Annotated in this window: 12 protein-coding genes; 10 read left to right on the top strand and 2 right to left on the bottom strand. The window is 52.1% G+C overall.

All coding sequences use genetic code 11. The features are described from left to right. Positions 1-451: 451 nt before the first annotated feature. The 10 genes from ACRJJO_RS04070 (at position 452) to ACRJJO_RS04025 (ending at position 12359) form a co-directional block, all read left to right on the top strand. Entirely contained in the window at positions 452-2095 is a 1644-nt protein-coding gene (locus ACRJJO_RS04070) for a SulP family inorganic anion transporter (protein WP_431064640.1), read from the top strand. 124 nt (positions 2096-2219) lie between these two features. Next, positions 2220-4331: a hydrogenase 4 subunit B gene (gene hyfB / locus ACRJJO_RS04065; RefSeq protein WP_431064639.1), complete on the top strand. Its 2112-nt coding sequence runs from the start codon at positions 2220-2222 to the stop codon at positions 4329-4331. 1 nt (position 4332) lies between these two features. Further along, entirely contained in the window at positions 4333-5280 is a 948-nt protein-coding gene (locus ACRJJO_RS04060) for a respiratory chain complex I subunit 1 family protein (RefSeq protein ID WP_431064638.1), read from the top strand. After that, a complete protein-coding gene (locus tag ACRJJO_RS04055) occupies positions 5273-5947 on the top strand; it encodes a formate hydrogenlyase (RefSeq protein WP_431064637.1) in 675 nt (224 codons plus the stop codon). Before ACRJJO_RS04060 ends, ACRJJO_RS04055 begins: the two co-directional genes overlap by 8 nt. Beyond that, a complete protein-coding gene (locus ACRJJO_RS04050; RefSeq protein ID WP_431064636.1) occupies positions 5944-7413 on the top strand; it encodes a hydrogenase 4 subunit F in 1470 nt (489 codons plus the stop codon). The genes ACRJJO_RS04055 and ACRJJO_RS04050 overlap by 4 nt, the downstream gene beginning before the upstream one ends. Beyond that, complete coding sequence (locus tag ACRJJO_RS04045) at positions 7410-9005, top strand: NADH-quinone oxidoreductase subunit C (protein WP_431064635.1); 1596 nt, start codon at positions 7410-7412, stop codon at positions 9003-9005. Before ACRJJO_RS04050 ends, ACRJJO_RS04045 begins: the two co-directional genes overlap by 4 nt. Before the next feature lie 9 nt (positions 9006-9014). Then, positions 9015-9530 (top strand): NADH-quinone oxidoreductase subunit B family protein, encoded by a 516-nt coding sequence (locus ACRJJO_RS04040; protein ID WP_431064634.1) that lies wholly within the window; start codon positions 9015-9017, stop codon positions 9528-9530. Between the two features lie 79 nt (positions 9531-9609). Beyond that, positions 9610-10350: a glycosyltransferase family 2 protein gene (locus ACRJJO_RS04035; RefSeq protein WP_431064633.1), complete on the top strand. Its 741-nt coding sequence runs from the start codon at positions 9610-9612 to the stop codon at positions 10348-10350. Continuing rightward, complete coding sequence (locus ACRJJO_RS04030; protein WP_431064632.1) at positions 10340-10612, top strand: lipid-A-disaccharide synthase N-terminal domain-containing protein; 273 nt, start codon at positions 10340-10342, stop codon at positions 10610-10612. Before ACRJJO_RS04035 ends, ACRJJO_RS04030 begins: the two co-directional genes overlap by 11 nt. A gap of 139 nt (positions 10613-10751) precedes the next feature. Then, positions 10752-12359, top strand: coding sequence for an ArnT family glycosyltransferase (locus tag ACRJJO_RS04025; RefSeq protein ID WP_431064631.1), 1608 nt, complete (start codon positions 10752-10754; stop codon positions 12357-12359). Between the two features lie 177 nt (positions 12360-12536). Here ACRJJO_RS04025 and ACRJJO_RS04020 read toward each other — a convergent pair whose 3' ends face one another. Both ACRJJO_RS04020 and ACRJJO_RS04015 read right to left on the bottom strand, forming a co-directional pair. Further along, entirely contained in the window at positions 12537-13301 is a 765-nt protein-coding gene (locus ACRJJO_RS04020; protein WP_431064630.1) for a CAP domain-containing protein, read from the bottom strand. A gap of 282 nt (positions 13302-13583) precedes the next feature. Next, on the bottom strand, positions 13584-14240 hold the full coding sequence (locus tag ACRJJO_RS04015; protein ID WP_431064629.1) for a response regulator: 657 nt from the start codon (positions 14238-14240) through the stop codon (positions 13584-13586). Positions 14241-14311: the final 71 nt, after the last annotated feature.

Genomic DNA, 14311 nt, shown 5'->3' with positions numbered 1-14311 from the left:
ATGAATGTCGTCGCGTTGACCTCGCTGCATTGTCATGAATCTCAAAGTTTATCGTGTTAAACCTTTTACCGGTCAAATTTCGTCGCCCGGGGCGTCAATGGGAGTCGTTGACCCAGCACCACTTTAAATAGGTGATGAAATTTGATTGTGATAGGAGTAACACATTTTATATGCCAAGTCTGAATTGGATGATTCGGGGCGGAGTTGTTGAGCCATGGATAATTTTTCCGAATAAAGCCGTGCTGGTTTCATGCCTGGATGTTTCCTAATTATTTGAGTGCCGGTTGAAATGCACCGTTTTGATCGGTTGAAATGAACCAAATTATAAGCATGGGTATCAACCGAGTGTTTTATGGTGTGTTAAGTTCTGAGCGATTCAACGGATTATCATAATTGGCATTTGTATTGCTTTATGTTGATTGTTGAAGATTAACACCGCAAAGGATTCATCATGAGTACATCCATTCGGGCTGCCACGCCTAAGACAGGTATTCCGGGGCTTATTGAAAATTGGCGCAGTGATTTACCGGCCGGTTTCCTGGTGTTTTTGATTGCATTGCCGCTTAGTCTCGGCATAGCGATGGCTTCGGGTTTTCCGCCGATGGCGGGCATCATTAGCGCAATTGTCGGCGGCGTCGTGGTTTCCAGATTGAACGGCTCCTTTGTGACAATTAACGGTCCTGCGGCCGGTTTAATCGTCGTACTTGTCGACGCGGTACAATCGTTAGGACAGGGTGATGCTATGGCGGGCTATCGTTATACCTTGGCCGCAATCGTCATAGCAAGTGTGTTACAGGTATTGTTAGGGCTATTCAAGGCTGGCAAGCTCAGTGCTTTTTTTCCGATATCGGTCGTGCATGGCATGTTGGCTGCGATCGGCATCATTATCATGGGCAAACAAATACATACGCTGTTGGGTGTAAAGCCTGAGGCCGAATCGTTGTTGGGTGCCATTGCTGAAATCCCGAATTCTTTGGTCAATCTGAATCCGGAAGTGGCGTTCATTGGTTTTTCAGGACTGCTGTTACTCGTTGCCTGTACCTTTTTTAAAAAGCCCGCATTGAAAATGATTCCAGCCCCTCTTTTGGTCGTTTTGACCGGGCTGGGGTTGGGGCAATATTTCGATTTGGATCATGTACACCGCTACCTGTTTTTGCCTGAAACAGAGATTCTGCCGCATCATGTGTTTACGATCGGCCCCGCTTTTCTGGTCGCGGTTCCGGAAAATTTTTGGTCCGGATTTTATTTTCCCGATTTTTCGAAAATCGCAACGATTGAATTCTGGATCTCCGTCGTAGCCATCTGTCTGGTTGGGAGTTTGGAAAGCTTGCTGAGCGCCGCCGCGGTCGATAAGTTGGATGTTTATAAGCGAAATTCCAAATTGAATAAGGATTTAACAGCGGTCGGAATCGGCAACCTGATTTGCGGTTTGATCGGCGGTTTACCGATGATCACCGAAATCGTGCGCAGTTCGGCCAATGTCAATAATGGCGCGAAAACCGGTTGGGCTAATTTTTTTCATGGCTTGTTTCTATTGATTTTCGTCGCACTGTTCCCGAAACTGATCCATGAAATTCCGTTGGCTTCGTTGGCGGCACTGTTGGTCTATACCGGCTCTCGTTTGGCTTCGCCGAAGGAGTTTGCCAAGACGATTTCGATCGGCTGGGACAATTTCGCCGTTTTCGCGGCGACTATTGTCGGCGTGTTGGCAACCGACTTGCTGATCGGCGTCGCGATCGGTATTACCGTGGAATTGCTTATTCATATCGCTCGCGGATTGAAAATACGTCAAATATTGTCGTCTGCTTATCATGTGCGGCGGACAAACGAAAATACCTATCATATCGAGGTCAGTGGTGCCGCGGTTTTTTCGAATATCATCGGATTGAAAAGCTTGGCAGTCGGTTTGCCGGAACGAAAAACCGTTTATTTCGATCTCTCCGAGTCGGAATTGATCGATCATACCGTGATGGAGTTCATTCATCATTTTGCCGAGGAGTACAATCAGGCCGACGGACAATGCAAAATCGTCGGTTTGGAATATCACCGGCCTTATTCGAATCATCGTTTGGCAGCGCGCCGAAAAGTGATTTAATGAAAGCGGGTTACCGGTTCGATAAGTTTTGTCGCTCTATTAATCGCACCCGAAAAGGAGTGCTTGCCATGCTTTTTGTCCCTATCCGTCCAAATCCTTGCGATGATCAAGGCGCTGCATGCCGATGACCTTATTCTTCGCATTACTATCGGTCTTAATGGCTCTACTGTCGGCAGTCAGTTCATGGGCTTACAGCCGTCGAGCTCTTGTCGAATATTTACTGAACCGTATTTTTGCTTTCGATTCTTCACGGCTCGTCAAGGTGGCGTTATTTTTAGAGCCCGACTACTATGCGCGCGCGATGCGGATTGTGCCGTTTTGCTTGCTGGGCGTTTCCGGCGCCTTGGCGGTTTTGACCGGATTATTGCAATTGCTGGGCGCCGATTCGGCAGCGATGATTTTACCGTTCGGTCTGCCCGGCTTGTCTTGGCATGTCAGGCTCGATGCCTTGTCGGGCTTTTTTTTCCTGGTATTGGGAATGCCGCTGATTGCTGTCAGTCTGTTCGGCCCGGGATATGTCCGGGAGTTCGAGCATAAAAAATCATTGGCGGTGTTAGGGTTTTTTACCGGTTTGTTTGTCGCCGGCATGGAAATGGTCCTGCTCGCCGACGATACCTTCTTTTTTATGATCGCCTGGGAGCTGATGTCGGTTGCCAGTTATTTTCTGGTCGCTTTTCAACATGAACAACCGGAAAGCCGCCGCGCTTCGTTTTTGTATTTGCTGATGGCCGAGATCGGCGCATTGTGCATTATCTTGGGCTTCGGCGTATTGGTGACTTTTGCCGAAGGTTTCAGCTTCGGGCATATCCGAGGCGTCGCTCTGACGCCATTATGGGCGTCGGTTGCTTTTGCTCTGGGTCTGGCCGGTTTCGGGATGAAAGCCGGCTTGATGCCGCTGCACGCCTGGTTGCCCGAGGCGCACCCGGCGGCGCCGTCGCATATTTCGGCGTTGATGAGCGGCGTGATGTTGAAAATAGCGGTCTACGGCTTTATCCGTTATAGCTTCGATTTGTTGCCGCAAGTCTATTGGCAATGGGGCGTGATCGTCATGGCGTTAGGCGCGGTTTCAGCCGTGCTGGGGATTCTTTATGCCTTACAGCAACAACAATTGAAACGTTTGCTGGCTTATTCGTCGGTGGAGAATATCGGCATTATTTTTTTGAGCATAGGACTTGCGCTGGTCTTTTTCAGTACCGGCCAATCGCAATCCGGTGCGTTGGCATTGCTCGCAGCGTTGCTGCACAGCTTCAATCATGCGCAGTTTAAAACGTTGTTGTTTTTGGGGGCCGGCGCGATTTTGCATCAAACGCACGAAACCAGCTTGGAAAAGATGGGCGGACTGATCCGACGCATGCCCAAAACGGCCGCTTTGTTTTTAGCCGGAACGTTGAGTATCGCCTCGCTGCCGCCGCTTAACGGTTTCGTTTCCGAATGGCTGACCTTCCAAGCCGCGCTGCAAGCCAATCAGTTGCAAAGCGGCGTGCTGCGCAGTTTCGTTCCGACCGCGGCGGCGATGCTGGCGTTGACCGGCGCGCTGAGCGCAGCCTGTTTCGTCAAGGTCTACGGCATCGCCTTCTTGGGTTTGCCGCGCTCGCCGCATATCGCGCATGCCCGCGAATTGACCGATCGCGGCATGCTGGCCGGTCTTGCCCTGCCTGCGGCGCTATGCATCGTCGTTGGCATTTTTCCGGTGCCGTTGATCGACGGACTGCGCCGCGTGATAGAAAATCTGACCGGTGCAGTGCTGGCGAATATCACCGCTGCCGGTTGGTTATGGCTGACGCCGGCCGGCGCCGAAACAGCATCGTATTCGCCGGGTTTGGTACTTGCGGCATTTCTTGCGGCCGGCGCATTGGGCTATGTTCTGCTCTATCGGATTCGAGCTGTCGAATCGCGCCGCGCGGAACCGTGGGATTGCGGCTACGGCGGACTGAATGCCGGCATGCAATACACCTCCGGCGCGTTTAGCATGCCGATCCGGCGCATCTTCGACCCGGTTTACGATTTAAGGGAAACGCTGAACCAGGAAACCGGCGATTCGGCGGGTTGGCGAGTGACCGCCATTCGTTATCAGTTTCAAGCGGACGACAAGTTCGTCCGCTTTCTTTACACGCCGATCGGGCGCTCGGTCACGCAGTCGGCGTACCGTCTCGGCAGAATTCAGACCGGCAGCATCCGAACGTATCTGGCTTATTCGTTCGCGACCTTGTTGTTTTTACTTTGGGTGGTGAGTTGATATGGCTTGGTTAATGGCAATCGGGCAGCCCCTGCTTTTTATCTTGATCGCACCGCTTTTGACCGGTTGGATCAAGTTCGTCAAATGCCGGCTGCAAAACCGCAAGGCTCCGTCGCTGCTGCAGCCCTATCGCGATTTGCGCAAGCTATGGGTCAAGGAGACGATCCTGCCCGAGACGGCGTCGTGGATTTTCAGTGCGGCGCCGGTGATCGTGTTCGCGGCGATCCTATTGGCAGCGGCCATCGTACCGCTGGTCGCCGTGAACCTGCCGACCGCCCGGATTGCCGATGTCTTCGTGATGGTCGGATTTTTCGCATTGGCCCGTACTTTTTTGGTGTTGGCAGGCATGGATATCGGCACTGCGTTCGGAGGCATGGGCGCCTCGCGCGAAATGACGATTTCGTCGATGGCGGAGCCGGCGATGCTGATGGTGGTATTCACGCTGGCGATGAGCGCTCAAACCACCAATTTGTCGTTGGCGATGCAATACGTGCTGGACAGCGGCTTGGTGCTGCGGCCTTCGTTCGTCTTCGCCTTGGCTGCATTGATGCTGGTCGCGATCGCCGAAACCGGACGGATTCCGATCGATAATCCGGCCACCCATCTCGAGTTGACGATGATTCATGAAGCGATGATTCTCGAATACAGCGGGCGATCCTTGGCGCTGATGGAATGGGCGAGTCAAATCAAGCTGATGTTGTACGGCGTTTTGATTGCCAATATGTTCTTCCCTTGGCATATAGCCACCGATTTCAGTCTCGAAGCCTTGGCCGAAGGTCTGCTGGCGATCGTTCTGAAGCTGGCCGCGTTGTCGGTGTTGTTGGCGTTTTCGGAAACGCTGCTCGCGAAAATGCGCATCTTCAGAGTGCAGGAATTTTTGAGCTTCGCCTATTTGCTCAGCGTGCTAGGCATGCTCAGCCATATCATTCTCGAGGTGTATTATGGTTAATTCGCTCAGCGTTTATCAGCAAGCCGTGATGCTAATGGCGGCGCTGATTACGCTGACGTCTTTTTTGATGCTGGGTCAATCGCGCCTGCTCAGGCTGGTCGGCGTGTTCGCGGTGCAGGGCTTGCTGTTGTCGGCGAGCACCGCGCTGGTCGCGTATTCGATGGCGTTGCCGCATCTTTATATCTCCGCGGCGTTGAGCTTGGTGATTAAGGGCTTGTTGATTCCGGCCATGCTGTTTCGGCTGATCATGCGCATGAATCTGCACCGGGAAATGGACACCGTCGAGCATCCGGCGAGGGTCATGATCGGCGGCGCATCGCTGGTCGTGTTCAGTTATTACGTATGCCTGCCGATCGTTAAATTGTCCACGCTGATCACGCTCAACACGATTTCGGTCAGTCTCGCGGTCGTGTTGTTGGGCATGCTGCTGATGATCACTCGCCGCCATGCGGTCGCGCAGGTCGTCGGTTTCATGTCGATAGAAAACGGCTTATTCTTTGCCGCGGTCGTATCGACGCTGGGCATGCCGATGGTCGTCGAACTGGGCATTGCCTTCGACGTGCTGGTCGCGGCGGTCATTTTCGGCGTGTTCTTTTTTCAAATCCGCTCCAGCATCGATTCGCTGGATGTTGACCGGCTCAGCCAGTTGAGCGAGGTGGAGGAATGATCGCGGTCTATTTGATTCTGCTGATTCCTTTTTCCGGTTCGGTGATTCTGGCCCTGCAAAACGACCCCGACCGCAGTCGCCGCTATAACACGGGCTTCAATGCCTTGAGCCTGTTCTGCTCTATTTGGTTGGCGGTCGAAGTATTGCTCAAGGGCCCGCTGTTGTCCTCGGGCAAACAGTTCTATATCGACTCGTTCAATGTGTATCTGGTGGTGCTGACTGCGTTCGTCGGTCTGACGACGGCACTGTTTTCCGGGGCTTACATGCAACATGAATGGGAAGCCGGAAAAATCACTCCCAGGCGTCTGCGTTTTTATTATTCCGCCTATCAAGCCTTCATGTTTACGATGTTTCTGGTCTTGACGACCAATAACATGGGGCTTTTGTGGGTCGCGATGGAGGGCGCGACGCTGGCGACGGTGCTGTTGGTCAGTTTGTACCGGACGCCTGAAGCGGTCGAAGCGGCCTGGAAGTATTTCATCCTATGCGGGGTCGGTATCGCGCAGGCCTTATTCGGAACGATCTTGCTGTATTTCGCGGCGGAACAGGTCGAAGGTATCCGTCCCGACGAAGCCTTGTTATGGACGACTTTGCATGAGAATGCAGCCTTGCTGAATCCGGGCGTGATGAGCATCGCGTTCGTGTTTCTGTTGATCGGCTACGGCACCAAAATGGGTTTGGTGCCGTTGCACAATTGGTTGCCGGACGCGCATTCCGAAGGTCCTACGCCGATGTCGGCCATTTTGTCCGGGCTTTTGTTAAACGACGCCTTGTATGCCGTAGTCAGAAGTAAGATGCTGGTCGATCAGTCGTTGGCTTCGCACTTGCCCGGTTATCTGATGATGGGTTTCGGTCTGCTGTCGTTTCTGGTGGCCGCGTTGTTGCTGCATCACCAAAAAGACATCAAGCGCCTGTTCAGTTATTCCTCGATCGAGCACATGGGGCTGATGACCTTCGCGTTCGGCATCGGAACGCCGTGGGCCGTGTTTGCCGGGTTGTTTCACATGACCACGCATTCCTTGACCAAGTCCGCTATTTTCGTGACAGTCGGTCATGCGTCGCAGCTCGCCGGCACGCAACGCATCGACAAGATTCGGGGGCTTATCAATACCCAACCGGCCGTCGGTTGGGGATTATTGATCGGCACGCTCGCGATAGCCGGCTTTCCGCCGTTCGGCGTGTTCGCGAGCGAATTTTTGGTGTTGATCGCGACGATGCGGGATTATCCGTGGCTGACGCCCTTGTTGTTGATCGGTATCGGTATCGCTTTCGCCGGCTTGTTCCGGCATCTGCAGCCTATGGTATTCGGTCCTTTGCCGGAAGGCCGCCAGGCCATTCAAGCCAACATGACGCCGGTCGTGCTGCATTTGCTGCTGGTGTTGTGGTTGGGGATCAGTCTGCCGTTCTTTTTGGGCAACTGGTTCAATCAGGCGACGCAATTGATCGCCGGGAGTCTGCCGTTATGACCGAAACGACAAAGCCAAACGGCGCTTGGGACGTTTTCATGAGCGAATTGAATGCGCTAGCCGAGGATCAAGCCGATCGCCGGGCCTTATCCGGAGTCGACATGCTGATGCTGGCTCCGGAAAACTGGGGGAAGTCCGCGCAAATCGCCCGGAGTCACGATGCCCGCTGGGCCGGTGTCTGGGCCGACGATCTGTCCGGGCGTTTCAGAGTCGATTGTTGTTTCGAATGCCAAGGCCGCTACTTGATACTGCGGACCGCCGTTGCCGCGGAGCATCCGGAATTGCCTTCGCATGCGCCTTTCTATCCTGCCGCCGACCGCGCGGAACGGCATGTCCGGGATATGTTCGGGATACGTTTCATCGGCCATCCTTTGCAGGAACAGCGTTGGACCCGGCATTTAGCCTGGGCCGATGACGAATTTCCGCTGCGCAAGGATTTTCCTGCGCAAGGTTTTCCGCAAGCCTCGACGCCGCCGGACAAGGATTATCCGTTTCTCAAGGCGGAGGGTCCCAGCGTCTATGAAATACCTGTCGGCCCGATTCATGCCGGCATCATCGAGCCCGGTCATTTTCGGTTTCAGGCCGTCGGCGAAACCGTGCTGCATTTGGAAGAGCGCTTGGGTTATGTTCATAAAGGCATCGAAAAAATCGCCGAAGGCCGAGATCCGGTTTCGTTGGCCAAACTGGCCGGCCGAATATCCGGAGACACCACGGCCTCGCACGCCTGGGCCGCCTGCCGCGCGATGGAAGCGGCCGCAGGTTTGAGTTGTTCCGAACGCGCCGACTACATGCGAGGCATTTTGGCCGAACGCGAAAGGGTGATCAATCATCTGGGAGACATGGCCTCGATGTGCAACGATGTCGGCTTTGCGTTCGGTTATTACCAGTTCGGACGCCTGCGGGAACTGTGGCTAAGAGACAACCGGACGCTGTTCGCTCACCGTCTGATGATGGATTGCATCGTGCCGGGCGGCGTCGCAGTAGACCTCAAGTTCGACGACTGCGCCGCGATGAAAGAGACGATTGCAACGCTCCGCGCTGAACTAAGCGGGCTGATCAAAATCATCGACGCGAACTCCTCGCTCGAAGACCGCTTTTTGGCGGCGGGCGTGCTTTCGCCGGCGCAGGCTAAGGTCTTGGGCGCGCTGGGTTTTGTCGGTAGGGCCAGCGGTCAGGTCTTCGATGTGCGCAAGGCGCCGGGCTATCCGCCCTACGACAGTTTGGATTTTACCGTGCCGGTCGAAACGGACGGCGATGTCGCGGCGCGGTTTTGGCTGCGGTACAAGGAATTGCGTGCCGCTTGCCGTTTGCTGGAACAAATGCTCGAACAAATACCGGAAGGCGCCGTTCTCGCGGATTGGCGGACGCCCGAAGCGGGTGCCGAAGGCTTTGCCGCCGTGGAGGGTTGGCGCGGCGAGATTTTGTGTTATGTCCGATTTGACGAGGGGAACCGGATCGCCCGCTATTATCCTCGCGACCCGAGCCAAATCAATTGGCCGGCGTTGGAAAAAATTCAGATCGGCAACATCGTTCCGGACTTTCCGGTCTGCAATAAATCGGTGAACGGTTCCTATTCCGGACAGGATTTATAAGGAGTATTTATGTTACGGCTCTATCTTAAAGCATTGAGTACCGGCGTTTTGACCGAACCGGTTCGGTACATCGACAAAGACCGGTTCCTGGAAGCCGTCGGTCAGGAATTGAAAACCGCGATAGAGCGCAAATTCAGTCGAAGCCTGGCGATAAGGCACATCGATGCGGGTTCTTGCAACGGCTGCGAATTGGAAATTCATGCATTGAACAACGTTTATTACGATATCGAGCGTTTCGGCATTCATTTTGTCGCGTCTCCGCGCCATGCCGATGTGCTATTGGTGACAGGACCCGTTTCCCGGCACATGCAAGCCGCGCTGCTTCGTGCTTATGATGCGACGCCGGCGCCTAAATGGGTTATCGCGTCGGGCGATTGCGCCGCTTGCGGCGGCGAGTTCGGCGTCTCCTACGCCAGTTGCGGCGCCGTAAAAAACGTCCTGCCGGTCGATGCGACGATCGCCGGATGCCCGCCGTCCCCGCTGCAATTGATGCAAGGATTGTTAAACATTCTTAAAATATTATAATTATTGTGGAAATAGAAGTTAAACATATTATTAACTTGCTATTTTTCGTGGTTTGTCAAAATCATTTTAAATTATTCATATGAAATTATCGGTAGTCGTACCCGTATTCAACGAAGCGGACAATATATTGCCGCTCCTGCAAGAGATCGAAGCCGCGATGGTCCAAGTCGCCGCGGAAAATTATGAAATTATCTTCGTCGACGACGGCAGTCGGGACGAAACGCCGATAGTGCTCGAAAAAGCGCTATCGGCATTCAAAGCGCTACGCGTGATACGTCACCGTCGAAGCTGCGGACAAAGCACCGCACTCTATACCGGGATTCGCGCGGCCGTTTATCCGTGGGTCGCGACGTTGGACGGAGACGGACAGAACGATCCGACCGATATTCTGCATTTGCACCAAGTGTTCAAACACCAATTGCAAAATTTACCCGAGTTATGGATGGTGGCCGGATGGCGTAACCGTCGCCGGGACTCAGGCTGGCGAAAATTCACGTCGAAACTGGCTAACACCGTTAGAGATGGCTTGCTTGGCGATAAAACACCGGATACCGGCTGCGGCTTGAAACTGTTTTTACGAGATAAATATTTGTTATTGCCCTATTTCGACCACATGCACCGTTTTTTACCGGCATTGATTCTAAGGGCCGGCGGACAAGTGGTGTCCGAGCCGGTCAACCACCGGCCGAGGCTGAAGGGGCGTTCCAAGTACGGGACCTTGGACCGTTTATGGGTGGGAATCGTCGATTTGTTCGGCGTTATCTGGCTGCAGCATCGCGCCAGATTGCCTGAAATAAAGGAGATTTACCGTGGATCATGAAACACTGTGGCTGTCTGTCGGTCTGTTGGGGCAAGCGTTATTTTCGGCGCGTTTTTTCGTGCAGTGGTTGCAAAGTGAACGGCAGAAAAAAAGCGTGTTTCCGGTGGCGTTTTGGTATTTCAGCATCGGCGGCGGAATCACGCTGTTGACTTATGCGATACACAAGGAAGATCCGGTTTTCATCATCGGCCAGGCAAGCGGGCTATTCATTTATTTGCGCAATTTATATTTTGTCGTGTACGAAAGAAAATTAGCAGTGTAGTTGTTTAGATTGTGTTGAATTAAGCCGAAACAGCATTGACGGACATATTTGGCTGAGTTTTCGTTATCGACCAATCCGGCCCACAAAAATAAGCTTCTTTCTTAAACCCGGCGTCGTCCCCAACCTTCACAATTGACCGATGTATTCTCTACTTTCAACACGCCAGTGGCTTGTTTGGCTTTGGCTGATTTTAACGAGCGCCAGTTTGATCGATCGCCCGTTGTTTCCTATCGACGAAACCCGTTATGTCGGCGTTGCTTGGGAAATGTGGTCGCGCAACGATTTTCTGGTGCCCTATCTGAATGGCGAGCCTTACAGTCACAAGCCGCCTTTGTTGTTTTGGCTGATGCAGATGACTTGGGTCTTGTTCGGTGTCAATGAATGGTCGGCGCGCTTGGTGGCGCCGTTGTTTTCGTTGGCTTCGGTTTTTCTACTTCGATCATTGGCCGGAGCGTTGTGGCCGGAGCGCTCGAATCTTGCCGGAAGCGCCCCGTTCATCATGCTGGGTTTTGCTTTTTGGATGATCTACGGCACATTGACGATGTTCGATGTGCTGTTGGTGTTTTTTGTCCTGCTCGCCCTTCGGAGTCTTTGGCATAATGCGAATAAAAGACCTAGCGCCGGTCGTTGGGTTCTTTTCGGCTTGGCGATCGGCGGAGGCATACTGAGCAAGGGACCGGTAGTTTTATTGCATACACTGCCCCCGGCATTATTGGCTCCTTGGTGGGTCGGGCGCGATACGCGAACGATCAATTGGCTCCACTGGTATCTCGGCATTTTATTGGGCATTTCGGTTGGCGCCTTGCTTGCGTTGTCTTGGGCGGTTCCTGCTGGTTCCGCCGGAGGCGAGATTTATCGCGAAGCGATTTTGTTCGGGCAAACATCGGGCCGACTGATCAAATCATTCGCTCATCGGCACGCATGGTGGTGGTATCTGGCATTTTCGCCGGCCTTGCTCTTTCCTTGGTGTTTTTGGCCGCCGCTTTGGCGAAATCTGAACACGCTCTCCTTTCGGGATCACGGTATCCGTTTTTGTCTGAGCTGGCTGCTGCCCGTTTTCATCGCCCTGTCATTAGTCAGTGGCAAACAGTTGCATTATTTGCTGCCGTTGGTTCCGGTTGTAGCTTTGTTGATCTCCAGGGTTGCGGACAATGCCGGATTCGATGAATGGCGAGGATCGCAGCAGGTATTCGTCGTGGCGATCGCGCTCGTTGCCGTGGTCTTGATTGCTCTACCGATAGTCAACGACTATTTCAGTTGGAAAAAACAATGGGCGGATTATTCCACGGTTTGGGGCATGCTCTTGTTGCTAGCGGCTATCGGTTTATGGTTTTGTAGGATCGATTCCATAGCGGAGTCCGCATTCTATTTGAACGTGGGGACTTTAGTGACGATCGTGATACTGTCGTTGAGCGTGCTCGATATTCGTTCAGAACGCTTCGATGTTAGGGAGGCCGCGCAACAAACCTCGGATCTTTTCAAGCAAAATAGCGAAGTCGCTTACTTGGGTACTTACCACGGCCAATATAATTTTTATGGCCGTTTGGAGGCCGGATTGATCAGTACGATCGATCCGATGCATTGGGCAAAGATGCATCCTGATGGCTATTTAGTGATAACTTTCAAGACCAAACAAGCATTGCCCGATTCTCTGTTTATCTATCATCATCCGTTCCGAGGTCGGATAATGGCGATCGTATCGAATAAAATGTTAACGGAATTCCCACACAGAGAATGGGAACGATAGGCTTGTGTAGGATGTGCGCAAAGCGTGAGAGCCATTTAGGAAAGTTAGTTTGTATCGTATCCAAAACGTCTTCGTTGTCTTCAATGCATCAAACCGGCCTGGTCGGTTTGAAGAGCAAAGTTAAAGAACAAGCCATTCGCCCGGAGTTAAGTGTCCGGGCGATTTAAAGATAAGCAACTAGAAAGTCTTGGTTTTTCTCGATAAATTCAACAACGCTATGCCGCTGAGGAATAACCACAGTGCGGACGGCAAAGGTACGGTATCTCCTGAAGCAAAATTTTGTGTCCAATAGGCATAATAGGGTGCCCCTTGAGTGGAATCGAAAACCAAGCCTACGCCAAGATCGGTAAACCAATCCACCAAAATATTTTCACGATGTCCCGAACTGCCCATCCAGCCGCCGCCGTCTTCTCCTTTGAAGACGTCCCAAGCGTCCCAAGTCGAATTGTTCCAGCCGTTACCTACGTCAGTCCATGAATTGAAAGCTTGTAAACCGTTATTGGTAGAGAAAAGACTCAATTCATTTAAATCGGCCGAGCCGTACATAACCAGTCGCGCCGATTCTTGTGCCGGTAGCATGGTTAATTGGCCCTCGGAAAAGGTTACTCCGTATCCTGCTGCAATGTTTTCTCCCCAGCCGCCGCCCGGTTGATTCCAGTTATAACCGGTCGATAGCATTCTTTGGCCGGCATTGCTGTTATCGGAGCCGGTATGGCTGAAGAAATTATTGGCGGACATGTCGTGCGAGTGAGTTAACGCGGCGTCATGCAGTCTGCTGTCCGCAGTCAAATCATCCAAACCGTTTAAATTACGCTGCAAATTGACAAGAAAAAATACTTCCTGTTCGGGGGCAGACCAGAAATTAAAATTTGCCGCATGAATCGTCGGTACTGTTAAGAATCCCAAAAAAAGGGTTACGAGCTTAAATTTCAGGTTTTTCATAAGGTGTCTGGATTTGAGTTGTGATGATTGGATGAAAATGTTGGTAATTGAAAATTTAGCACTATTTATGAGGGGACAAGCGCTCTTCAATGTGAATTAATGTTTTAGTCTTTGACAGTGCTAGATAAAATAGAGTGTGGTTTGGACTATAACTTAAAAATGATTAATTTAATATTACAGGACCGAATAAAACCAAAGTTTCCTGAATAAGGTTAAGTGTTAGAGAAATTGTAATTGTTGATTTAGAATTCTGTCAAATTAAGTTTGCTTCGGCGTTTTGGATTAATGCGCTAGATTGTCTATGATGCCGTGCCGGCTAGCGAGTAGGGTCATCTCGGCGACCGATTTGACGCCGAGTTTGTCCTTGATCGCCGTACCATGGTTGCACACCGTCTTGTAGCTCAAACAGAGTTTCTCAGCCGCTTTGCGGGTTGTATAGCCTTTGGCCAATAAGCAAAACACGTCGAATTCGCGTGGCGACAGTTGTCTGATTTGTTCCGATTCGTCTTTTTCGGAGGCGATGTTGAAGGCCAACTGTTGGGCTAATTCGGGTTCGACAAAACTGCCGCCGCCGGCGATTTGGCAGACTGCCGCGACTAGCGTCTCGGGAACGCTGTTTTTAGTGATGAACCCTTTTGCACCGGCCTTGATCGCGCGGGTTACATAGACCAATTCATTGTGGATGCTAAACACCAAGATTTTGCAATTCGGATCGCGCGCTATCAGGCGTCTTATGCTTTCGAAACCGCCGATGCCGGGCATCGACAAGTCCATCACGACAATATTCGGTTGATACTGAGTGTAGAGTTGGCAAGCGGTTTCGCCCTTGTCGGCTTCGTAAATATCGCCGATTCTATTCGACAGTGAAAGGTAGGTTTTGTAACCGGCCCTAACCACGGCATGGTCGTCCACCAGCAGTACATCGATCTTATCCGACACGTTGTTACTTCTCCATACAATTAAATCGGGAATAATGTCGGATATTTAACGGTAAAGCCATGGGAGCTTTT

It is taken from the genome of Methylotuvimicrobium sp. (genome assembly GCF_050611805.1).
Taxonomy (GTDB): domain Bacteria; phylum Pseudomonadota; class Gammaproteobacteria; order Methylococcales; family Methylomonadaceae; genus Methylotuvimicrobium.
The sequence above is the reverse complement of the archived record's forward strand: the minus strand, read 5'-3'. Positions and strand labels throughout refer to the sequence as shown.

Coding starts and splice junctions, on each gene's coding strand:
- ACRJJO_RS04050 (WP_431064636.1), top strand. CDS start 5,944: ATGATCGCGGTCTATTTGATTCTGCTGATTCCTTTTTCCGGTTCGGTG.
- ACRJJO_RS04060 (WP_431064638.1), top strand. CDS start 4,333: ATGGCTTGGTTAATGGCAATCGGGCAGCCCCTGCTTTTTATCTTGATC.
- ACRJJO_RS04055 (WP_431064637.1), top strand. CDS start 5,273: ATGGTTAATTCGCTCAGCGTTTATCAGCAAGCCGTGATGCTAATGGCG.
- ACRJJO_RS04040 (WP_431064634.1), top strand. CDS start 9,015: ATGTTACGGCTCTATCTTAAAGCATTGAGTACCGGCGTTTTGACCGAA.
- ACRJJO_RS04035 (WP_431064633.1), top strand. CDS start 9,610: ATGAAATTATCGGTAGTCGTACCCGTATTCAACGAAGCGGACAATATA.
- ACRJJO_RS04045 (WP_431064635.1), top strand. CDS start 7,410: ATGACCGAAACGACAAAGCCAAACGGCGCTTGGGACGTTTTCATGAGC.
- ACRJJO_RS04025 (WP_431064631.1), top strand. CDS start 10,752: ATGTATTCTCTACTTTCAACACGCCAGTGGCTTGTTTGGCTTTGGCTG.
- hyfB (WP_431064639.1), top strand. CDS start 2,220: ATGACCTTATTCTTCGCATTACTATCGGTCTTAATGGCTCTACTGTCG.
- ACRJJO_RS04020 (WP_431064630.1), bottom strand. CDS start 13,301: ATGAAAAACCTGAAATTTAAGCTCGTAACCCTTTTTTTGGGATTCTTA.
- ACRJJO_RS04070 (WP_431064640.1), top strand. CDS start 452: ATGAGTACATCCATTCGGGCTGCCACGCCTAAGACAGGTATTCCGGGG.